The following is a 21,063-nucleotide window of genomic DNA, read 5'->3' as shown; positions in this document are numbered from 1 at the left end:
GAGAAAATCGCCATGAGCGACCAACAAAACGCCGCCAGCGCGCAGCCGCAGAACAACGGCAAGCGCAAGCGAATGATGACGCTGCTCGTCGCGGTCATCGTGATCGCGGCCATTGCGTACGGCCTGTATTACTTCCTCGTCGCCCGCTTCCATGAAGGGACCGACGACGCGTACGTGAACGGCAACGTCGTGCAGATCACGCCGCAAGTCACCGGTACCGTGATCGCGGTGAAGGCCGACGATACGCAGACCGTCAAGGCCGGCGATCCGCTCGTCGTGCTCGACCCGGCCGACTCGCAAGTCGCGCTGCAGCAGGCCGAAGCCAATCTCGCGCAAACGGTGCGCCAGGTGCGCGGCCTGTTCGTCAACGACGACCAGTACCGCGCGCAAGTCGCGCTGCGCCAGTCCGACCTGTCGAAGGCGCAGGACGACCTGCGTCGCCGCCTCGCCGTCGCGCAGACGGGCGCCGTGTCGCAGGAAGAGATCTCGCATGCCCGCGACGCGGTGAAGGCCGCACAGGCGTCGGTCGACGCCGCGCAGCAGCAGCTCGCATCGAATCGCGCATTGACCGCGAACACGACGATCGCCTCGCACCCGAACGTGATGGCCGCGGCCGCGAAGGTTCGTGACGCTTACCTGGCGAATGCCCGTAACGTGCTTCCCGCGCCGGTCACCGGCTATGTCGCGAAACGCTCGGTGCAGGTCGGCCAGCGCGTGTCGCCGGGCACGCCGCTGATGTCGGTGGTACCGCTGAACGCCGTGTGGGTCGATGCGAACTTCAAGGAAGTCCAGCTCAAGCACATGCGCATCGGCCAGCCGGTCGAACTGACGGCCGACATCTACGGCTCGTCGGCGGTCTACCACGGCAAGGTGGTCGGCTTCTCGGCCGGTACGGGCTCGGCGTTCTCGCTGCTGCCGGCGCAGAACGCGACGGGTAACTGGATCAAGGTCGTGCAGCGCCTGCCGGTGCGAATCGAACTCGATCCGAAGGATCTCGACAAGCACCCGCTGCGCATCGGCCTGTCGATGCAGGTCGACGTGGACATCAAGGACGAACGCGGCGACCAGCTCGTGAACGCGCCGAACACCGTCTACGAGACCAACGTGTTCGCGAAATACGGCGACGAAGCCGACGCCGAAATCGCCCGCATCGTCGCCGAGAACGCAGGCGGCAACGCATCGGCGCCGGCCGCGTCGAAGTCGAATGCCGTCGCGAAGATGATGTAACCGTTCCGACTCCGGAAAAACAACCGACATGGCACAGGCTCCTGTCTCTCACCCGCCCTTGCAGGGCGGGCAACTCGTGATCGGGACGATCGCGGTATCGCTCGCGGTGTTCATGAACGTGCTCGACACGTCCATCGCGAACGTCGCGATCCCGACCATCTCGGGCGACCTCGGCGTGTCGTCCGACCAGGGCACGTGGGTCATCACGTCGTTCGCGGTCGCGAACGCGATCTCGGTGCCGCTGACCGGCTGGCTGACCGACCGCTTCGGGCAAGTGCGCCTGTTCCTCGCGTCGATCATCCTGTTCGTGATTTCGTCGTGGATGTGCGGTCTCTCGCCCAACCTGCCGTTCCTGTTGGGGTCGCGCGTGCTGCAAGGCGCGGTGGCAGGCCCGATGATTCCGCTGTCGCAAGCGCTCCTGCTGTCGAGCTATCCACGCGCCAAGGCACCGATGGCGCTCGCGCTATGGGCGATGACGACGCTGATCGCGCCCGTCGCCGGCCCGATCCTCGGCGGCTGGATCTCGGACAACTACTCGTGGCCGTGGATCTTCTACGTCAACATCCCGGTCGGCATCGCCGCCGCCGCCGCAACGTGGGCGATCTATCGCAACCGGGAGTCGGCCGTGCGCCGCGCGCCGATCGACGGCGTGGGCCTCGCGCTGCTGGTCATCTGGGTCGGATCGCTGCAGATCATGCTGGACAAGGGCAAGGATCTCGACTGGTTCGCGTCGACGACCATCATCGTGCTCGCGCTGACCGCCGTCATTGCGTTTGCGTTCTTCGTCATCTGGGAATTGACTGCCGAGCACCCGGTCGTCGACCTGTCGCTGTTCCGCATGCGGAACTTCACCGGCGGCACGGTTGCGCTGTCGATCGGGTACGGCCTGTACTTCGGCAACCTCGTGCTGTTGCCGCTGTGGCTGCAGACGCAGATCGGCTACACCGCGACCGACGCCGGTCTCGTGATGGCGCCGGTCGGGCTGTTCGCGATCCTGCTGTCGCCGCTCACCGGGAAGTATCTGCCGCGCACCGATCCGCGCTTCATCTCGACGGCGTCGTTCCTGACGTTTGCGCTGTGCTTCTGGATGCGCTCGCGCTACACGACGGGCGTCGACGAATGGTCGCTGACGCTGCCGACACTCGTGCAGGGTATCGCGATGGCCGGCTTCTTCATCCCGCTGGTGTCGATCACGCTGTCCGGCCTGCCCGGCCACCGCATCCCTGCAGCATCGGGCCTGTCGAACTTCGTGCGGATCATGTGCGGCGGTATTGGTACGTCGATCTTCCAGACGGCCTGGGACCATCGCAACAACTTCCATCACGCGCAACTGGTCGAGCAGGCGAACGTCTACAACCCGACGTTCAACCAGGCCGTCACGCAGATGGGCAACCTCGGGCTGACGCAGGACCAGGCGCACGGGCTGATCAACAACATGGCCACGCAGCAGGCCGCGCAGCTCGGCGTGAACGACCTGTTCTACATCTCGGCGGCAATCTTCGTGCTGCTGATCGGGCTGATCTGGATCACGAAACCCGAGCGCTCGGGCGGCGGCGATGCAGGTGCCGCGGCATCGGCTGCACACTGAACACGCAGCCTGGACGCAAACAAAAAGCCCGGTCGACATCGACCGGGCTTTTTTATTCCAATGGGCGCGCGTTCGCGCCGCGGCGTCAGGCCGCCGTGACGACGAGCCGTTCCGGCGCCAGTACGCCGTTCGCCTTGCGCGCCACGCCAAGCAGCCGAGTGGCGTCATAGACGCGCACACGCCCGCCTTCGGCCGCGTCGATCGGATCGAGCGCCGACAGCGGCAGGCGCTGGCCGTGCAGGAAACGTTTCGCGCTGGTTTCATCGAGACGAACCAGCGGAAACGTCGACAGCAACGCGTCGACCGGCTGGAGCCACGCATCGCGCGACGCTTCGTCTGCATCGGACAGCGCATCGAGCGTCACCGCATGCTCGAGCGTCAGCGCGCCGACGCCCGTGCGACGCAGCATCGTCAGATGCGCGCCGCAGCCGAGCGCCTCGCCGATATCCTCCGCCAGCGTACGCACGTAAGTGCCCTTGCTGCAGGACACGCGAAACGTCACGTCAGGCAGGTCGCACGCGAGCAGGTCGAGTGCGAGGATCGTCACGTTGCGGCCCTCGCGCTCGACGGTCTGCCCCGCCCGCGCATATTCGTACAGCGGCTTGCCATCGCGCTTGAGCGCCGAATACATCGGCGGCACCTGCACGATCTCGCCGGTGAAGCGCACGAGCGCGGCCTCTACCGCCGCGCGGTCGCATTCGACGGGCCGCGTCTCGATCACTTCGCCTTCCGCGTCGCCGGTGGCCGTACGCTGGCCGAGACGCATCGTCGCCTCGTAGGTCTTGTCCGCTTCGAGCAGATCCTGCGAGAACTTCGTCGCCTCGCCGAAGCATAGCGGCAGCAGGCCCGAAGCCAATGGATCGAGCGTACCGGTGTGGCCGGCTTTCTTCGCGAGCAGCAGACGCTTCGCGCGAATCAGCGCATCGTTGCTCGACAGGCCGACCGGCTTGTCGAGCAGGAGGACACCGTCCAGCACGCGCCGGGGCACGCGCGGACGTTGGGGTGCTGCAGTCGTCATAGGCCGGTCGAGCTCAGTCGTCCTTGGCGGCCGAATCGGCCTCGTCGTCGTCCTTCGCGCGCGTCGAGTTCGCTTCCTTGATCAGGCGCGACATTTCCACGGCCTTCTCGATCGTCTGGTCGTAGTGGAAGTGCAGCGTCGGCACCGTATGGATGTGCAGGCGCTTGAACAACAGGTTGTGCAAGTGACCCGACGCGTGGTTCAGCGCTTCTTGCGTCTTGTCCGGATCGCCGGTCAACGCGGTGAAGTAGACCTTCGCGTGTGCGTAATCCGGCGTGAGTTCCACGCTCTGGATGGTCACGATGCCGATGCGCGGATCCTTGACCTCGCGCATGATGAGTTCCGACAGATCGCGCTGAATCTGGTCAGCGATCTGCACGTTGCGATTGGGGGAAGTACGTTTCCTGGACATGATCGATCCGTGATCCGTTTATCAGGATAAAGCGGCGGCCAGTGTTGGCACGCCACCATGAAAATGGGCGGGACAGGCCCAAGCCTGCCCCGCCCATGAGCCGATGCGCGAGGGTTACAGCGTACGCGCGACTTCGGTCACTTCGAAGACTTCGAACTGGTCGCCTTCGACGATGTCGTTGAAGTTCTTCACCGACATACCGCACTCGAAGCCTTGCTTCACTTCCTTCACGTCGTCCTTGAAGCGCTTCAGCGATTCGAGTTCACCCGTGAAGATCACGACGTTGTTGCGCAGCACGCGCACCGACGACGAGCGCTTGACGATACCGTCCGTCACCATACAGCCGGCGACTGCACCGATCTTCGGTACCTTGAAGACCTGGCGCACCTCGACCATGCCGGTGATGACTTCGCGCTTCTCCGGCGCCAGCATGCCCGACATCGCCGCCTTCACCTCATCCACTGCGTCGTAGATGATGTTGTAGTAACGGATGTCGATGCCGTTCGACTCGGCCAGCTTGCGCGCCTGTGCATCTGCACGCGTGTTGAAGCCGATGATGACCGCCTTCGATGCCGTTGCGAGGTTGACGTCGTTTTCGCTGATGCCACCCACCGCGCTGTGCACGATCTGCACGCGCACTTCGTCGGTCGACAGCTTGAGCAGCGATTGCACGAGTGCTTCCTGCGAGCCTTGCACGTCCGCCTTGATGATGAGCGGCAGGTTCTGCACTTCGCCTTCGCCCATCTGCTCGAGCATGCTTTCCAGCTTCGCGGCCTGCTGCTTCGCAAGCTTGACGTCGCGGAACTTGCCCTGACGGAACAGCGCGATTTCACGCGCCTTGCGCTCGTCCGGCAGCACGATCACTTCTTCGCCCGCACCCGGCACTTCCGACAGACCCTGGATTTCGACCGGGATCGACGGGCCCGCTTCCTTCGTCGGCTTGCCGTTTTCGTCGAGCATCGCGCGCACGCGGCCATAAGCCGTACCCGCCAGCACGACGTCGCCTCGGTTCAGCGTACCGGACTGCACCAGGATCGTCGCGACCGGGCCCTTGCCCTTGTCGAGCTTCGCTTCGATCACGATGCCCTTGGCCGGCGCCTCGACCGGTGCCTTCAGTTCCAGCACTTCGGCTTGCAGCAGCACGTTCTCGAGCAGATCGTCGATACCCGCGCCCGTCTTCGCCGAAACCGGCACGAACGGCGAATCGCCGCCGTACTCTTCCGGCACGACGCCTTCCGCGACCAGCTCCTGCTTGACGCGATCGAGATTCGCGTCCGGCTTGTCGATCTTGTTGATCGCGACGACGATCGGCACACCGCCTGCCTTCGCGTGGGCGATGGCTTCCTTCGTCTGCGGCATCACACCGTCGTCGGCTGCCACCACCAGCACCACGATGTCGGTCGCCTTCGCGCCGCGTGCACGCATTGCCGTGAACGCTTCGTGACCCGGCGTATCGAGGAACGTGATGACGCCGCGCGGCGTTTCGACGTGGTATGCGCCGATGTGCTGCGTAATGCCGCCCGCTTCGCCCGCTGCAACCTTCGCGCGGCGGATGTGGTCGAGCAGCGAGGTCTTGCCGTGGTCGACGTGACCCATGACCGTGACGACCGGCGGACGCGGCAGTTGCTCCGCATCGGTACCGGTTTCGCCTTCGACGAGCAGCGCTTCCGGATCGTCCAGCTTCGCGGCAACCGCGCGGTGGCCCAGTTCTTCGACGATGATCATCGCCGTTTCCTGGTCCAGCACCTGGTTGATCGTGACCATCTGACCCATCTTCATCATCACCTTGATGACTTCGGAGGCCTTGACGGACATCTTGTGCGCGAGGTCGGCAACCGATACGGTTTCCGGCACGTGCACTTCACGAACGATCGGTTCGGTCGGCGCCTGGAACGTCGAGCTGTCCTGGTGACGGCCGCGACCCTTCGGGCCACCGCGCCAGCCGCGGTCGACACCGCCGCTCGAATCGCCGCGCGTCTTGATGCCGCGACGCTTCGACGCGTCGTCCTGCCAGCCGCCCTTGCCTGCACCCGGCTTCTTGTTACGGTCGCCCGCACCTGCCGGCGCAGTCGTAGCCGGCGCTGCCGCACCGGCCGGCTTCTTCACGGCCGGACGCGCCTGCGCACCTTCCGGCTTTGCCGGCTTGTGCAGCGTGCCCTTCGCTTCGGCCGGCTTCGGCGGCTCGACCGGCTTCGGCGGCTCGACTGCCTTGACCACTGCCTTGCGCGGCGTGTTCATCATTTCGCGGATCGCACGCGCTTCGGCTTCTGCCGCTGCACGACGCTTGCTGATCTCTTCCTGCTCGGCGCGCGCCTTGTCCGCCGCCTCACGGGCAGCGTCTTCAGCCTTCTTCGCCGCTTCGCGCTGAGCCGCACGTTCGGCGGCTGCGCGTGCTTCGTCCTGTGCGGACTGCGTGCTGACCGCTTCCTGCTGCTCGGCTGCAGCAGCCTGCTGTGCGGCCGCCTGCTGCTGCGCCGCCGCAGCTTCGGCCGCGGCACGCTTCACTGCGGCCTCTTCCTCGGCGCGACGACGCTCGGCTTCAGCCGCTTCCTCGCGGGCGCGGCGATCTGCTTCCTCGCGCTCGAGGCGTTCCTGGCGCTCGCGAAGCTCCTGCGCCTGCTTTTCGAGCAGCTCGGCCTCACGGCGCGCTTCTTCTTCGCGACGCTTCAGTTCCGCATCGTCGTCCGCCTCGGCAACCTGCGCCTGACCCTGTTCCGCACCCTCGCTCACGTCGTCGCGCTTGACGAACGTACGCTTCTTGCGGACCTCGACCTGAATGGTGCGAGCCTTGCCCGTCGCGTCAGATTGCTTGATCTCCGACGTATGCTTGCGGGTCAGCGTGATCTTGCGCTTGTCGCCGTCGGTTGCGCCGTGCGACTTGCGCAAATGATCGAGCAGACGCGCCTTGTCCGTTTCGGACAGCGCATCGTCTTCACTCGCTTTCTGGACGCCCGCTGCCTGCAGCTGTTCGAGCAGCACACCAGCAGGCATTTTCAGTTCCGCGGCAAATTGGGCTACGTTGTTACTCGCCATTCATTCCTCTTAGTGCAAGGACCGATTCCTTGCGGTTAGCATCGGGTCAGGCCATACGGCCGCCATCAAATCAGTGCGCCATGGTCATTTCTCACTGGAACCAGTGTTCACGTGCTTTCATGATCAACGCCTTAGCGGCATCCTCTTCCATCCCGGTCATGTCGACCAGTTCATCTACAGCCAACTCGGCGAGATCGTCACGCGTCTGCACACCATGTTCGGCCAGCTTCGCGAGCAGCTCCGGCGTGATGCCGTCGAGGCTCTTGAGATCCAGCGCTGCGTTCTCGACCTTTTCTTCGTTCGCGATGGCCATCGTCAACAGCGCGTCGCGTGCGCGGTTGCGCAGTTCGTGCACGGTGTCCTCGTCGAACGCCTCGATTTCGAGCATTTCGTTGAGCGGCACGTACGCAATCTCTTCCAGGCTCGTGAAGCCTTCGTCGATCAGGATGTCGGCAACTTCTTCGTCGACGTCGAGACGCGCCATGAACAGTGCACGCAGCCGGTCGCGCTCTTCACCCTGCTTCAGGGCGGATTCGTCCGGCGTCATGATGTTGATCTGCCAGCCGGTCAGTTCGCCTGCAAGACGAACGTTCTGACCGCTGCGGCCGATCGCGACAGCCAGCTCGTTCTCGTCGACGACGACGTCCATCGAGTGCTTTTCTTCATCGACGACAATCGACTGGACAGCTGCCGGCGCGAGCGCGCCGATCACGAACTGGGCGGGATCCTCCGACCATAGCACGATGTCGATGTTTTCGCCACCGAGCTCATTGCGCACGGCCTGCACGCGGGAACCGCGGATGCCGACGCAGGTGCCGATCGGATCAATCCGCTTGTCGTACGCGATGACGCCGATCTTCGCGCGCACGCCCGGGTCGCGGGCAGCCGCCTTGATCTCGAGCAGGCCCTGCTCGATTTCCGGCACTTCCATCTCGAACAGCTTCATCAGGAACTCAGGCGCCGTACGCGACAGCTCGATCTGCGGGCCGCGCGCGGTGCGGTCGACCTTCGCGATATAAGCGCGCACGCGGTCGCCCACGCGCAGGTTTTCCTTCGGGATCAACTGATCGCGGCGCAGCAGCGCCTCGACACGGCCCGATTCGACGATGAAATTGCCCTTGTCGAGGCGCTTCACCGTACCCGTCATGATCTTTTCACCACGCTCGAGGTAGTCGTTCAGGATCTGCTCGCGCTCTGCGTCGCGCACCTTCTGCAGGATCACCTGCTTGGCGGCCTGCGCGCCGATGCGACCGAACTCGATCGACGGAACGGGTTCCTCGACATACTCGCCGACTTCGACGTCGGGCTTCTGCTCACGTGCCTCGAACAGCAGGATCTCGCGATCCGGCTCCTGCAAGCCTGCCTCGTCGGGCACGACGAGCCAGCGACGGAAGGTTTCGTGCTCGCCGCTTTCGCGATCGATATGGACGCGGATTTCGGCGCCTTCGTCGAACAGCTTCTTGGAAGCGGACGCGAGCGCAGCCTCGAGGGCGCCCAGCACCACATCCTTGTCGACGTTTTTCTCGCGCGCCAGCGCATCCACCAGCATCAACACTTCGCGACTCATTATTTGCGGCTCCTAAAGTCAACTTGCGGAATCAGGCGGGCTTTGTCGATATCGGCCAGCGTGAAATCCAGCATGGCCGCCTCGCCCTTCTTCCTCTCAAATTCCAAACCGATCGTTTCGCCATTCGGCGCGTGCAGAATGCCCCGGTACGTCTTGCGCCCGTCCAGCGGCTTTTTCAAGGTCACGGAAACTTCGCTGCCAGCGAAGCGCTCGAAGTCGGCCAGCTTCTTCAACGGGCGGTCGAGCCCCGGGGACGAGACTTCGAGCCGTTCGTAATCGATGTTTTCGACCGTCAAGACGTGCTGGAGCTGACGCGTGACCTTTTCGCAATCTTCGAGCGAGATGCCGGCAGGCTGATCGATATAGATGCAAAGCATGCCGCGCCCGGTGCGCTCGAGATCCACCAGCTCGTAGCCGAGCCCGGTGACCGTGGTTTCTATCAGTTCCGTCAGTTGCACTGTGTCCTCTCAGGTGTTCGCGCCCGCCGCTCGCGATTACACCCGCGGGCGCGCGCCTTAGCCGGCGCAGGAAGCGCTACCCGAGATGCCTAACCGTTTCAGCAAAAAAAAATGGGCGGAACGCCCATCTTCTTACTGGTGGTCGCACCTGAGCCGCACATTGAATCCGTACGCCCAGCGACTCCGCGATTATAGCGATTTTTGGCGCAAACGCCAAGCCAGCCGGTAAAAGCAGCGCGTCACCTGCCTTTACGGGCCCAAAAATGCGAAATCGGGCTGCACGATCAACCGGCGCCATGAAGGCAAGCCGGAGATCGGTCATGCCAGCGGCCATCCAGCACCGCGTGACATAAATACAGTCGAAAGCAATAAACGCAATGCCTCGCACCGACTGGACCCGCCAGATGCCGATCCGGCCGGCACACCGGCGGCCTTGCGCCGCATGCCTGAATGCTCAGCGGCTGCGGGTGCGGCTGCGCTGCGGACGCTGACCGCCGCGCGGGCCGCCGCCGTTGCCGGCACCCTCGGCACGATTGCCGTTCGGGTTACGGTTACCGCCCTTGCCGCCGCCACGCTTGGGGCCCGCGCCGTCGCGCTTGGGGCCTGCGCCATACGACGCGCGGTTGCCGTCGACATCGCCACGGCCACCGCCAGCGCGATTGCCATCGCGCCCACCTCCGCCCGCACGGTTGCCATCCCGGCCGCCGCCGGCGCGATTACCGTAGCCCGACGGCGCGACCGGCAGGCTGCCGTAGCCGCTCAGACCCGGCAGGCCCGGCCCGCCGCGACGAACACCACCACGACGGGGCTGATCCAGCTGCCCGTGCGTCGTCAGCACCGGCTCACGGCTGATGAAGCCCATCGACGTCTGCATCGGATCGGGCTGGCGACGCTCTGCCTGGCCGGCACCGGCGCGCTTGCCCTTCTCCTCGGACGGCGCCTTCAGGCCGACGGTCGCCATCAGCTTGCGCACCTGCGCGTCGTCGAGCTCTTCCCAGCGACCGCGCTTCAGGCCACGCGGCAGCGGAATCGGGCCGTGACGCGTACGGATCAGGCGGCTCACCATCAAGCCGACCGCCTCGAACATCCGGCGCACTTCGCGGTTGCGGCCTTCGGCCAGCGCAACGTGATACCAGTGGTTCGTGCCTTCGCCGCCGCCGTCGCGGATGCGCAGGAAGTTCGCCGGGCCGTCATCGAGCTCGACGCCGTGCAGCAGCTTCTGCCGCATGCCTTCGGCCAGCTCGCCGACGACGCGCACCGCGTACTCGCGCTCGACGCTGTAGCGCGGGTGCATGAAGCGGTTGGCGAGGTCACCCGAAGTCGTCAGCATCAGCAGACCTTCGGTATTGAAGTCGAGGCGGCCCACCGCAAGCCATTTCGCCGTCTTCATCGGCGGCAAGCGGTCGAACACCGACGGACGGCCTTCCGGATCCGCGTGGCTGACGATCTCGCCCGTCGGCTTGTGGTACAGCAGCACGCGCGGCGGCTTGTTCGGCAGCTTGCGCTTGACCGGCTTGCCGTTGATCCGCACCTGGTCGGTCGGCATGATGCGCTGACCGATGTGCGCGGGCTCGCCGTTCACCGACACGCGGCCGGCGACGATCAGTTCTTCCATTTCGCGGCGCGAGCCCATGCCCGCTTCCGCCAACACCTTGTGAAGCTTCGGCGCGTCGTCGTCCGGCGACAGCACGCGCTTGTTCGCCGGCTGGCTACGGCCGCGACGCAGCATCGGCGCACGCACGCCGCTGCCGCCCGCGGAGTTGTCCGCATCGAATGCCGGCGACGTCACGTAGGCGAACAGCTCGTCCTGGGACGCATCGCCCTCCGCCTTTGCCGCGCCGCCTTCAGCCTTCGGCGCGCTGCCGCGACGACCCTGGCCGCCTTGGCCGCCCTGAGCCTTGGCCGCGCCTTCGCGCTTGGCTGCCGGCTTTCGAGCACCCTTGGCCGCACCTTCCTTGCGCGGCGCACGCGTCGGCTGCTGCGCTTCGGTGGCCTCGGCCGGCTGCGCGTCAGCGCCTTCGCCGTCCTGCGGCTCGCCTTCGGCGCCCTTCGACTTGGCCGCCGCGCGACGCCGCGCGATCAGGCTGCGCGGGCCTCGCCGCAGACCGCGGCGGGGACGCTCGTCGCCGCCCTCGGTCGAAGCACCCTGCTCCGGTGCATCGTCGGCACGCGCTGCCTGTACGGCAGGCGCGGACGATTCAATATCGTGGATATCTGTCAAAACAACCTCAAAATGTCAGGTCTCGCGCCCGGCGCGGGCGCGGCAAGAAGTTGGCCGCGATCAGGCGCGACGCTGTTCAGGTTCTGCTTCGTCGTCCGGCAGCGCATCGGCACCGATGGGTGCACTGGCGCTTCGCACGGCATCGGCGAGACTGTCGGACGTGTCGTCCAGCATCTCGTCGTCCGCAGGACGGGAACGGGGGGCGTCGGCCTGGCCAGCCTCGCCGGGCATGTCGCCGGCCGCTTCCGCTCCGTCTCCGGCAACCGCTTCGGCAGCCGGTTTGCGATCTTCCTCGTTCCAATCCGCGCGCGGCGGCTCGGGCTGCACACCGGCTGGCACTGCTTCGGCGCCAGCCTGTTCCATTCGTTCCGTTTGCCCGCGAACAGCATCGAGCGTATCGCGGCTCGCGATTTCATGCGTCGACGCGACGTCCGCCGCAGGATCATCCGGCAAGCCTGCCGATTGACCGGCGGATGCCTCGTCTGTTTGCGGCGCGTCGCCCGTTGCGTCGCCGGCAACCGGCAAGCCCTCGTCGAAATCCATCGCCTGCTGCGCCAGCAGCGCGGCCTCGATGTTCGCGGCCGGCTCCTCGAGTGCAGGCAGATCATCGAGCGCCTTCAGGCCGAGGTCGTCGAGGAATTGCTTGGTCGTCGCATACAGCGCCGGGCGTCCCGGCACGTCGCGATGACCGATCACCTCGATCCAGCCGCGATCCTCGAGTTGCTTGACCACCTGCGTATTGACCGTCACGCCGCGAATCTCTTCGATGTCGCCGCGCGTGACAGGTTGCCGATACGCGATGATCGCGAGCGTTTCGAGCACCGCACGCGAATATTTCGGCGGCTTCTCGGGATGCAGGCGATCCAGATAGTGGCGCATCGCCGGCTTGCTCTGGAAACGCCATCCGGTCGCCAGCGCCACCAGTTCGACGCCGCGGCCGGACCAATCCTGTTTCAGATCTTCGAGCAACGTGCGGACCGTGTCAGCCGACACGCCGTCGGCAAAGAGCTTGCGCAAATCGCCGAGCTTCAGCGGTTCCTGCGCGCAGATCAAAGCAGTCTCGAGGACGATCTTCGCCTCTTGGGTATTCATGCAGCTAGGCCAGACCCTGTGGTCAAACGAACCGGATCAACAAACAGACGAAAGGAACGGAAGACGCGCTCGCCCGATTCTGATCGGTCATATTGATGGGAGCACGAACCGGGGGCGGCGAACCAACTTCAGGCCAGGCCCAAACCGGACGGAACAGCACGGCTCAACGACGGAACCGCGTGACTGAGCGCCATATTACGCAAAATTGCCCGGTGCGTAAAGATGAGCCGAACGGGGTGCCGCCAGCACGCCTTGCCCGCTCCGGCCCCGCTTCAGCGGTCGGCCACGCCCCGTGCCAGGAACCGCCGCAACCGCTCGACACCCGCGTCGAGACGTGCCGGATCGCACGCGTAGCACCAGCGCACAAACCCTTCCCCCTCCGGGCCGAATGCACGCCCAGGCGCGAGGCCGAGCCCCGCCTCGCGCACCAGCGTCTTGCAGAACGCGAGGCTATCTGACGCGCCAGGCAGGCGCAGAAACAGGTACATCGCGCCCGGCGGGGGCGGGACCTCGACACCCGGCAGGGTGCGCAGCGCGGCGACCAGGTGATCGCGCGCATCGCGCAGCGCCGCGACGAACGACCGCACGAACGGCTCGCCATCACGCAGCGCGACCTCACCCGCGGCCTGCACGAAGCCCGGCGCGCACGACGTGTTGTATTCGACGAGCTTCGACAGGTCAGCCATCACCGCTGCCGGCGCGATGAGCCACCCCAGGCGCCAGCCCGTCATCGCCCATGCCTTGGAAAACGAATTCACGACCACGACCCGCTCGTCGCGTGACGCGATGTCGAGGAACGATGGCGCGCCGTCCGCGCCGCCTGCGTCGAAAGCGAGCCGCTCGTACACCTCGTCGGCGACCAGCCAGATGCCGTGGCGGCGGCAATGGGCGAGCACGGCTTGCTGGTCGTCGCGCGACATCGTCCAGCCGGTCGGATTGTTCGGCGAGTTGATCAGCAGCATCCGCGTATCGGACGTCAGCGCCGCCAGCAGCCGCTCGACATCGAGCTGCCAGCCCGCATCGCCATAGCCGAGCGGTACGCATTCGACCTGCGCCCCGAGGATCTTCGGAATCTCGACGAGATTCGGCCACAGCGGCGTGACCGCGACGACGCGCTCGCCCGGACCGACCAACATCTGCGCGGCCAGCATCAGCGCGCTCACGCCCGAACTCGTCACGGCCACGGTGTCGGCCGCCGTCGCACCGTGACGGGCGCTGACGTAGGAGGCGATCGCGTCGCGCAGCGGCGCAGTGCCGAGGTTGTGCGTGTAGAAAGTTGCACCATCGCGCAGCGCCGCCGCGGCGGCGTCCCGGATGAAGTCCGGCGTCACGCGATCGGATTCACCGAACCAGAACGGCAGCATGTCCGGCACGCCAAAGCCGGCGTTCGCCACTTCCCGGATCAGCGACGGACGCAACGCGTGCACGGCGTCGCGGGCCGCCGGCGAACCGGCCACCGGAAGAGAATCTGCGGAATGCACCATCGAGAACCACCTTCGAGGAACACGATCCGCGTAGTGTACCGGCCTGCAAGCAGGGCCGGCGCACGTCGATCCGCGTCAGTCGAGGTCCTCTGCCCTCGCCGGCATCTGCCGCACGAGTTCCCAGATCGCCTGCGCAGCGGGCGACAACGACCGGTCGCGGCGGCGCACGAGTTCGACCGTGCGCTCGGTGCGTGGCGTGAGCGGCCGCGCGACGAGCGTCGAGCCGGCTGGTAGCGGCAGCGACAGCCACGGCTGCACGCTCACGCCGACGCCGGCCTCGACGAGTCCGAACACGGTCGCCGAATGCCCGAGCTCCTGCATGACCGTCGCGTTGACATGATGAGCGGCCAGCGCGGCGTCGATCAGCGGCCGGCTTCCCGATGCATGATCGAGGAGCACGAGGCGCTCGCCGTCCAGCGCCGTCCAGGGCACCTCGGCACGCGCCGCGAGCGGATGGTCGGCGCGTGCGACCAGGCAGAACGAATCGGTCATCAACGATTCGCAGACGAGATCGGCCACCGTGAGCGGACCGATCACGACGCCGAAATCGACCTCGCTCGACTTCACCTTGCGCAATACGTCGCTCTGCACGTCGTCGCGCAAACCCAGCGTCACGAACGGAAACTGGCGCTCGCACGACGCAACCACGCGCGGCATCAGCCGGCATGCGATCGTCGGACTGGCCGCGACGATCACGCGCCCGCGGCGCTGCTCGCCGATCTCGCGAATCTCGCGCAGCGTGTCGTCGAGATCGTCGAGCAGACGGGACACGCTCGCGATCAGGTTCCCACCGACATCGGTCAACTGCACGTCGCGCGTCGTACGATCGATCAGCTTCAGCCCGAGCTCGGCCTCGAGCTCGCGCACGCAGCGACTGACCGCGGACTGCGTGAGCCCGATCTCGTCACCCGCGCGACTGAAGCTCTTGAGCCGCGCGACCTCGATGAAGACGCGAAGCTGGCGCAGCGTGACGTTCATTTCTGGACCTCATCAATCGTCGATATCGATGCGCGATTTTAATGCGCGAATCCGGCTTCGATGTGCGAATCAGGCACCTGCCCCCATGTTTCGCTGCGGTGCAATACATCCGCGAACGCACGTGGTGCGGGCGAACTGCACAAGATTGGTGATTGTCCCGATTTGCTGGCGGGTTATTTTGGCGTCTTATACGCCCCTAGCTGACTTAGCCGTTAGCTCGCTGCCAAGCGGCTCTCGAGGGAATTACCTCCGACATGGCACGCTTCGTGCATTACCTGGCGCACAGGGCGCAGGTTTGGTCGGACGGAAGAGCAGAAACGCCGCTGCCGGCCAACCGGACGCCCCCACCCGGCACTCGACGATCGAGTGCCTGAAGAGTGCGCGGCGCAGGGCAGCGCACCGGAGTTAGCTTCGCTGAGGTGAGGACATGATGCTGTTCGACGATTTGAGAGATAACGAGTGGGCGCTGGTCGAGGGTCTGTTTTGCTCTGAACCCGCACGGAGTGAGCGGCGCGGCCGCCCCCGCGTGGAAGCCCGCTCGGTGGTGAACGCCGTGCTGTGGGTGCTGTCGACGGGTGAAGGCTGGTCGAAGCTGCCGGGCCGCTATCCGTCGCCGCCGACTTGCCGCCGTCGCTTCGACGAATGGCAGGCGGACGGCACGCTCGCCGAAATCGTGAAGCGACTCGGCACGAGCGGCCGGCAGATCTCCCTACGCGGGCGCATCGGCGCAAGCGCCGCGAAGCCGCCCGCACCGCCGAGCCGCGACCGGCTGCGCGGCGCCTTCTGGACCAATCCGGAATCCTGGCGCGCGCCCGTCAAGATGGCATAACGAATACTCGATCGGGCGGCTTCGGCCGCCCGGTTTCTTTCAGCGACGCGACCTGTTCGCGACGCCCGCGTTGCCGTCGATTACCGTTGTCGTGCCGCGATACATCTATTTACCAATATTTACAGCAAGCCTGCACTCCCACGCTTACCTTAGCGAAATATCAACAGGCCGCGTCGACGGCTTGAAGGGAGCCCCGCCATGAAACCAATGTCACTGCTCGTTGCATGCGGCATTGTCATTTCCGTGGCGTTGTCGGCTCCAGCCCACGCCGACGATCGCGTGAAGCCGCCCCATCGCCAGCAGGATCATCGGAACACTCTCCGCCAGCCGCCGTCCGCCAATCCGCCCAGCCGGCAAACCGTGCCGCGTGGCGACCTGCGCGGCGACATCGCCAGCAACGCGCGAGCGCGCATCGGCTCGCAGCCGACCGACGTACCGCGTCATCCGTAGTCCTGCCAATTTCGGGATTTCGCCAAAGAAAATGCCCGCGGCGGGGAACTGCGCCGCATGCGACGAGTCTCAACGTTGCCATGAGCACAGCGTGGCAACAGCAAAAGTATCCGGTACGCCCGTATCCTCGCGATACGGGCTTTTTTTTGGCGCATTGCCAGCCGCACGGCAATGCGCAAGGCGGGATGATCGACCGCTACAGGCGGCTTTCGAGAATCGCCACGGCACTCGCTTCGCTCAATGCGTAGTCGGCCATGCGGCGATCGGTCCAGGAAAGTAATTTCTCGTCGCGCTCGAGGCGCGAGAATTCGGCTCGACCGCTTTCGGTCAGCACGGCAATGTCGACCGGCGCATGGAAGCCCGGTGCGGGGGCAACGGTTTTCTGCCTGACCGTGTCCATCAGCCCGAGCGAGCGGAGATACTCGAACACGCCCGGGCGGCGTGCCCACGGTACCTGGCGGTACTGCACTCGTCTCAATGCGTCGAGCACCGCTTCGTTGGAATACGTGGCCATCTCGATTCTTTCTTAAAGTGCAGCGACAATGCGAAGCGGCGCGCCGGGCGGCGTCTCCGCCCGCCGATACCGCCACCGATTCTGGACGCCGACGTTCGGCGTCGCGTCAGGGCCGGATCGTCAGCCGTCCATAAAAAGACACCATACCCCAATCAAATTGATTCTGTTCGATTCATTTGTACTTCTCTTCATCTGTTTCATGCTCTGCCGCAAACGGCGACGAATCATCTCGATCGCCGCCGTTGCGCTGTTCTGGCTGCTCGCGACAGGCTGGCTCGCCGCGCCGCTGATCGCCTGGACCGAGGCGGGCGTCGCCCCCGTCGAGCACCCGGACATGCATGGACGGACCACACTGATTCTCATCGGCGCAGGGACGAAGCACACCGACGCCGGGCTGCGGCCACCACTTGACGGAACCGCCCGTATCCACAAGGTCGCAGCGCTCTACCGCACCTGCCGGCAGCAAGCCGAGCGCTGCACCGTAGTGATGTCGGGCGGCGACCCGCAGCATCACGGCGAAACCGAGGCTGCCGTTTACGGGCGCCAACTCGTCGCCGAAGGCGTCGCGCCCGCGGACCTCGTTCTGGAACCGGATAGCCGCACAACCTACGAAAACGCGAAATTCACTGCGTCTATACTACGCTCCCAGTATGACGACGCACGCATTCTCGTCACTTCCTCATATCAGATGCGCCGCGCATTGCTCGATTTCCACCGTTTCGGGATCGATCCGCAGCCCGTTTATGCGAATCGCCGGCGTGCACAAACAGGCTGGCTGCCGCGCTGGCGCAATGTAGTCAACGCCGAGCAGGCGCTGCACGAACTGGTCGGCATCGTGCAGTTCCATGTCTATCGATGGCTCGGGTGGTTCTGACGGTTCCGGGGAAACCGGAGCGCAAATGACGGCGGCGACGTCGATGGCAGCCGCGTGACGAAGCGTGCGAAGTGTTGCGCGACTTCAACGGGGCCTTGCGTCGCGCCACGATCCGGTGCACATTGATCCGTCACTTTTGTTACACTCGACACGCACTCGATTGCAGTCGCCAGACAAAACGGCAACACTCGGGTTCATCACCACTTAGCGGAGGTAAAGCAATGAAGAAGACGTCCCTGGCTATCCTGGTAGCGATGTCGGCGCTGACTGGCGCAGCGTATGCGCAAGAGAGCACGGAAATCAAGACGATTACCGATCCGGCCAAGATCTCCGAGATCGAGCAGCGCGCACAGGCGCTGCAGCAGCAGCAAGCGGCTGAAGCCGCTCAGCCGGCGGTGCAGGAAGAGCATCACCACGGCAAGAAGGCTGCTCACCACAAGGCAGCTGCGAAGAAGGCCGGCAAGAAGGCTGCCAAGGCCGCAGACGCTGCTAGCCAGTAAGTTCGGCGGCACCGCACAAGCGAAAAGCCGAATCCGGGCAACCGGGTTCGGCTTTTTTGGTTGCGGTGCCCGTGCGCTGTGCTAAAGTCGCGCACCGAAATTTTCCACCCGTGCGCACCCCGGTGCGGAGGACAGCATGAGCAACATTCAACTCGACATCGAGTGGACCGAAGCCGCCACTCGCCAGATCAAGCAACTGATGCCCCGCGGCTCGGCTGACGCGTTCCTCGCGCTGCCGCCGATCGAGTGCCTGCCGATGGAGGGCGACGTGCTTTTCCTCGGCCCGCAAGGCAAGCAGCAACCGTTCATCGTCGCCGAACGCCAGTACCATCACGACGGCGACGCCGACTGGACGATCATCCTGATCCTCGACGTACCCAACACGTCGCACTGACGCATCCCGCGACCGGACACGTCCGGTCGCCCTGCCCGGCTCAGACGAGCTTCGACAGCACGCGGATTTCGGAGCGCTCGATCCAGTCCGCGGCCGCTTCCCGATAAGCGAGAATGTGCGCGGAACGCGCATGAGCAGCCAGCGCCTCCTCGCTTTCCCAGCGCTCGACGAATACGAATCGCGCCGGCTCCTTCAAGTCCCGATGCAGGTCGTACTGCAACGCTCCCGCTTCGTTGCGGGTCGGCTCGACGATCCCTTCGAGCTGGGCACGCAACTTCTCCTCCGCGCCCGGCTTCGCCACGATCAGCGCCACCACTGCAATTTCCGCCATTCCCGCTCGCCCCTTCGTCTGGAAAAGTCCGAGAATACGCGAATCGTGCAGCGGCTGCGCCAGCACGGCGTCACACGACGGCCCCAAAAAAATAGCCCGCGCTTCAGAGAAGCGCGGGCGAAACCGTCGCCCTACGAGGATAGGCGACGGGGCCATCGAGATCCGCACGCTGGCGCGGATCGTCATCCGTTGCGCCGACGCTTGTCGCGTCGGCATTCGAAGACGTCGATACCGATGATCAGGCGCTCGCGGCGCACCCCCGGCATCTGACGCCATCCCCCCTGTTTCAACAATTCCAACATATAAAGCAGGTTGCGTGCCAGCCACCACGAACCGACCACCCCGTTGATTTAAAAGGATAAATTTTTGACCTTCGACGATGCGACATGGGTTTTGCCGCCGTAACGCGCGGATGTTACGTAACGTCACGAGGAGGGACCGAACCTCCAGCACACATGCGCACCCGCGAGCGGCAATGAAAAAAGCCCGCCATGTGGCGGGCTTTTCATTGATGCGGAGAAACGCCGAGATCAGCGAAGCTGATTCACGAGCAGCCCCATGATCTGGCGAGCCGGCGACGACGTATCGATCGCACCCGCATCGTCGACGACCGCGATGCGCGTCTGGTCGGCCGTGAGTGCCTTCACGTTGACACGGTACTGCTTCGCCTGCTTTTCCTTCTTGCCGTGGAACAACTGGCTCCAGAAGCCCTGCTCGGCCGAGGTCAGATCCTTCGGATCGACATAGCGCACGAAATACAGGCCCTTCGTGCGATCACGATCGTCGACGGTGAAGTTCGCACGATCGAGCGCGAGACCGACGTGCAGCCACGACCGGTCGTATGGCTCGCCGAGCGTGACTTCCGTCGGGACGGCAGCATCGGCCGCATCGGTGCCTTGCGCCGACGTGCGGGAGACGTTTTGCGCGGCAATCGCTGCAGCAGCCTTCGACGATGCGTCGTCGGCCTTCTTGTCCTTGGCCACCGGTACCGTGTTGTCCTTGATGTTCGCGATTGGCGGCTCGCCGTTCTTCGCGCGCTGCTCGTTCTGTGCGAGCACCGCCATCAAACGCTTCAGGTATTCGGTCTCGAGCGCCGGATCATTCGGCTTCGGTTCCCACTTGCTCGAATCGTTGTTCGAGCCCGTGATTGCTTCGCGCATCCCCTTCTGGCTGATGAACACGTAGGTGCCGCCATTCGGCGCCGAATCGAGGCGCGTACGGTACTTGTTGCGCTCGGCCGTCACGTACGAGTTGCCCATCGCCTTCGAGATCACGCTACGGATCAGGCCGTCGTTGATCTGCGGATGGGTTTCGTTCCAGTCGGTTTCCATCACGCCCTTGTCGCGCTGGTCGACGACGAGCAGGAAGCCCTGCTCCTGCCAGAAGCGGCGAACCTGCGGCCAGACGGCGGCGGGCTGCTTGCCGTCGATCACGAGCCAGCTCTCGGTGCCGTCGCGCTGGATATGCATGCCGGCGACGGCCGGAGCAACGGTGTCCAGCGCAGGCGCTGCCTGCTGGACCTGCTGAAGCGCGGACAGGGAAGTCGCGCCGCCCTGGGGCGGCAGCGAACGCTGATCGGCCGTCTCGTCGAGCATGTTGGGCGGCACTGCGAGCGACGCTTCCTTCGATTTCGAATCGCTCTTGTAGTCCACTTTCGTGGGCGACGACGTACCGCAACCGGCGACGAGCGCGCCGGTGGCGAGCACTGCAGCGAACCGCATGGTAAGACGAAGATCAGTCATGTTCGGGGAATCCTCTTCCGCTAAATCACGGCGCTTTCCGTGGATCAACCTTGCATTTTACCGGGGCCGCGCCGCGATGTGCAAAAAAGCGACCGGCAAGAAAAAACCCGCGTCAGCTTGAGCTGACGCGGGTTCTTTGTCTGGTCGGGGCGAGAGGATTTGAACCTCCGACCACCTGCACCCCATGCAGGTACGCTACCAGGCTGCGCTACGCCCCGAAAGAAAAAAATTATAACAGACAGTTTTCCGATTTAGAACGGGTCGCATGCATTTTGTGGATATTCTTGTGAAATTTTTTGGCGTGAAGGCGCCGATGCGAGCAACGACGCGCATGGCATGGACGAATTGCGC

General features: G+C 64.8%; 18 protein-coding genes, 1 tRNA gene and 1 pseudogene. 7 read left to right on the top strand and 13 right to left on the bottom strand.

Annotated features, from left to right (window positions below; all coding sequences use genetic code 11):
• Positions 1–12 precede the first annotated feature (12 nt).
• Together CFB43_RS08240 and CFB43_RS08235 are read left to right on the top strand one after the other, a co-directional pair.
• On the top strand, positions 13–1,227 hold the full coding sequence (locus tag CFB43_RS08240) for an HlyD family secretion protein (protein ID WP_089494715.1): 1,215 nt from the start codon (positions 13–15) through the stop codon (positions 1,225–1,227).
• 28 nt (positions 1,228–1,255) lie between these two features.
• Positions 1,256–2,815 (top strand): DHA2 family efflux MFS transporter permease subunit, encoded by a 1,560-nt coding sequence (locus CFB43_RS08235; RefSeq protein ID WP_089494714.1) that lies wholly within the window; start codon positions 1,256–1,258, stop codon positions 2,813–2,815.
• Between the two features lie 85 nt (positions 2,816–2,900).
• On the opposite strand, the gene truB is transcribed toward CFB43_RS08235, so the two are convergent.
• The 9 genes from truB to CFB43_RS08190 all read right to left on the bottom strand — a co-directional run bounded on the left by truB (position 2,901) and on the right by CFB43_RS08190 (position 15,078).
• Positions 2,901–3,833, bottom strand: coding sequence for a tRNA pseudouridine(55) synthase TruB (gene truB / locus CFB43_RS08230; protein ID WP_089494713.1), 933 nt, complete (start codon positions 3,831–3,833; stop codon positions 2,901–2,903).
• A gap of 13 nt (positions 3,834–3,846) precedes the next feature.
• Positions 3,847–4,245 carry a 30S ribosome-binding factor RbfA gene (gene rbfA / locus CFB43_RS08225; protein WP_089425212.1) on the bottom strand — a complete coding sequence of 133 codons (399 nt, stop codon included), beginning with the start codon at positions 4,243–4,245 and terminating at the stop codon, positions 3,847–3,849.
• Between the two features lie 114 nt (positions 4,246–4,359).
• Positions 4,360–7,278: a translation initiation factor IF-2 gene (infB, locus tag CFB43_RS08220; protein WP_089494712.1), complete on the bottom strand. Its 2,919-nt coding sequence runs from the start codon at positions 7,276–7,278 to the stop codon at positions 4,360–4,362.
• A gap of 91 nt (positions 7,279–7,369) precedes the next feature.
• On the bottom strand, positions 7,370–8,845 hold the full coding sequence (gene nusA / locus CFB43_RS08215; RefSeq protein WP_006476166.1) for a transcription termination factor NusA: 1,476 nt from the start codon (positions 8,843–8,845) through the stop codon (positions 7,370–7,372).
• A complete protein-coding gene (gene rimP / locus CFB43_RS08210; protein ID WP_014897219.1) occupies positions 8,845–9,303 on the bottom strand; it encodes a ribosome maturation factor RimP in 459 nt (152 codons plus the stop codon). The genes nusA and rimP overlap by 1 nt, the downstream gene beginning before the upstream one ends.
• Positions 9,304–9,757: 454 nt before the next feature.
• A complete protein-coding gene (gene rluB, locus CFB43_RS08205; protein WP_089494711.1) occupies positions 9,758–11,524 on the bottom strand; it encodes a 23S rRNA pseudouridine(2605) synthase RluB in 1,767 nt (588 codons plus the stop codon).
• A 60-nt stretch (positions 11,525–11,584) separates the two neighbouring features.
• Positions 11,585–12,616 carry an SMC-Scp complex subunit ScpB gene (gene scpB / locus CFB43_RS08200; protein WP_089494710.1) on the bottom strand — a complete coding sequence of 344 codons (1,032 nt, stop codon included), beginning with the start codon at positions 12,614–12,616 and terminating at the stop codon, positions 11,585–11,587.
• A 272-nt stretch (positions 12,617–12,888) separates the two neighbouring features.
• Positions 12,889–14,100, bottom strand: coding sequence for a pyridoxal phosphate-dependent aminotransferase (locus CFB43_RS08195; RefSeq protein ID WP_089494709.1), 1,212 nt, complete (start codon positions 14,098–14,100; stop codon positions 12,889–12,891).
• Between the two features lie 75 nt (positions 14,101–14,175).
• A complete protein-coding gene (locus CFB43_RS08190; protein ID WP_089494708.1) occupies positions 14,176–15,078 on the bottom strand; it encodes a LysR family transcriptional regulator in 903 nt (300 codons plus the stop codon).
• Positions 15,079–15,508: 430 nt separating this feature from the next.
• On the opposite strand from CFB43_RS08190, the pseudogene CFB43_RS08185 reads away from it, so the two are divergent.
• Positions 15,509–15,904 (top strand): annotated as a pseudogene (locus CFB43_RS08185) (transposase); the annotation flags it as partial.
• Between the two features lie 201 nt (positions 15,905–16,105).
• Entirely contained in the window at positions 16,106–16,357 is a 252-nt protein-coding gene (locus CFB43_RS38775) for a hypothetical protein (protein WP_039339307.1), read from the top strand.
• A 196-nt stretch (positions 16,358–16,553) separates the two neighbouring features.
• Here CFB43_RS38775 and CFB43_RS08175 read toward each other — a convergent pair whose 3' ends face one another.
• Positions 16,554–16,871: a hypothetical protein gene (locus CFB43_RS08175; protein ID WP_011351791.1), complete on the bottom strand. Its 318-nt coding sequence runs from the start codon at positions 16,869–16,871 to the stop codon at positions 16,554–16,556.
• Between the two features lie 157 nt (positions 16,872–17,028).
• Here CFB43_RS08175 and CFB43_RS08170 point away from each other — a divergent pair, with 157 nt between their 5' ends.
• The 3 genes from CFB43_RS08170 (at position 17,029) to CFB43_RS08160 (ending at position 18,639) form a co-directional block, all read left to right on the top strand.
• Entirely contained in the window at positions 17,029–17,745 is a 717-nt protein-coding gene (locus tag CFB43_RS08170) for a YdcF family protein (RefSeq protein ID WP_089494707.1), read from the top strand.
• A 221-nt stretch (positions 17,746–17,966) separates the two neighbouring features.
• The gene (locus CFB43_RS08165; RefSeq protein ID WP_039339310.1) at positions 17,967–18,245 is read left to right on the top strand and encodes a hypothetical protein; all 279 of its coding nucleotides are present in this window, start codon (positions 17,967–17,969) and stop codon (positions 18,243–18,245) included.
• 136 nt (positions 18,246–18,381) lie between these two features.
• The gene (locus CFB43_RS08160) at positions 18,382–18,639 is read left to right on the top strand and encodes a hypothetical protein (protein WP_021162409.1); all 258 of its coding nucleotides are present in this window, start codon (positions 18,382–18,384) and stop codon (positions 18,637–18,639) included.
• 40 nt (positions 18,640–18,679) lie between these two features.
• Here the strand turns inward: CFB43_RS08160 and CFB43_RS08155 are convergent, their stop codons facing one another.
• The 3 genes from CFB43_RS08155 to CFB43_RS08145 form a co-directional block, all read right to left on the bottom strand.
• Entirely contained in the window at positions 18,680–18,970 is a 291-nt protein-coding gene (locus CFB43_RS08155) for a putative quinol monooxygenase (RefSeq protein ID WP_039339313.1), read from the bottom strand.
• A gap of 530 nt (positions 18,971–19,500) precedes the next feature.
• Complete coding sequence (bamC, locus tag CFB43_RS08150; protein WP_089494706.1) at positions 19,501–20,712, bottom strand: outer membrane protein assembly factor BamC; 1,212 nt, start codon at positions 20,710–20,712, stop codon at positions 19,501–19,503.
• A 141-nt stretch (positions 20,713–20,853) separates the two neighbouring features.
• Positions 20,854–20,930: transfer RNA gene (locus tag CFB43_RS08145), tRNA-Pro, on the bottom strand.
• Positions 20,931–21,063 lie beyond the last annotated feature (133 nt).

The organism is Burkholderia sp. AU15512, assembly GCF_002223325.1.
GTDB lineage: Bacteria > Pseudomonadota > Gammaproteobacteria > Burkholderiales > Burkholderiaceae > Burkholderia.
This window is presented reverse-complemented; position numbering and strand designations above follow the sequence as displayed.

Excerpts from the sequence above, each read along its gene's own strand:
- CFB43_RS08240 (WP_089494715.1), top strand. The coding sequence starts at position 13 with ATGAGCGACCAACAAAACGCCGCCAGCGCGCAGCCGCAGAACAACGGC.
- CFB43_RS08235 (WP_089494714.1), top strand. The coding sequence starts at position 1,256 with ATGGCACAGGCTCCTGTCTCTCACCCGCCCTTGCAGGGCGGGCAACTC.
- truB (WP_089494713.1), bottom strand. The coding sequence starts at position 3,833 with ATGACGACTGCAGCACCCCAACGTCCGCGCGTGCCCCGGCGCGTGCTG.
- rbfA (WP_089425212.1), bottom strand. The coding sequence starts at position 4,245 with ATGTCCAGGAAACGTACTTCCCCCAATCGCAACGTGCAGATCGCTGAC.
- infB (WP_089494712.1), bottom strand. The coding sequence starts at position 7,278 with ATGGCGAGTAACAACGTAGCCCAATTTGCCGCGGAACTGAAAATGCCT.
- nusA (WP_006476166.1), bottom strand. The coding sequence starts at position 8,845 with ATGAGTCGCGAAGTGTTGATGCTGGTGGATGCGCTGGCGCGCGAGAAA.
- scpB (WP_089494710.1), bottom strand. The coding sequence starts at position 12,616 with ATGAATACCCAAGAGGCGAAGATCGTCCTCGAGACTGCTTTGATCTGC.
- CFB43_RS08195 (WP_089494709.1), bottom strand. The coding sequence starts at position 14,100 with ATGGTGCATTCCGCAGATTCTCTTCCGGTGGCCGGTTCGCCGGCGGCC.
- CFB43_RS08190 (WP_089494708.1), bottom strand. The coding sequence starts at position 15,078 with ATGAACGTCACGCTGCGCCAGCTTCGCGTCTTCATCGAGGTCGCGCGG.
- CFB43_RS38775 (WP_039339307.1), top strand. The coding sequence starts at position 16,106 with ATGAAACCAATGTCACTGCTCGTTGCATGCGGCATTGTCATTTCCGTG.
- CFB43_RS08175 (WP_011351791.1), bottom strand. The coding sequence starts at position 16,871 with ATGGCCACGTATTCCAACGAAGCGGTGCTCGACGCATTGAGACGAGTG.
- CFB43_RS08165 (WP_039339310.1), top strand. The coding sequence starts at position 17,967 with ATGAAGAAGACGTCCCTGGCTATCCTGGTAGCGATGTCGGCGCTGACT.
- CFB43_RS08160 (WP_021162409.1), top strand. The coding sequence starts at position 18,382 with ATGAGCAACATTCAACTCGACATCGAGTGGACCGAAGCCGCCACTCGC.
- CFB43_RS08155 (WP_039339313.1), bottom strand. The coding sequence starts at position 18,970 with ATGGCGGAAATTGCAGTGGTGGCGCTGATCGTGGCGAAGCCGGGCGCG.
- bamC (WP_089494706.1), bottom strand. The coding sequence starts at position 20,712 with ATGACTGATCTTCGTCTTACCATGCGGTTCGCTGCAGTGCTCGCCACC.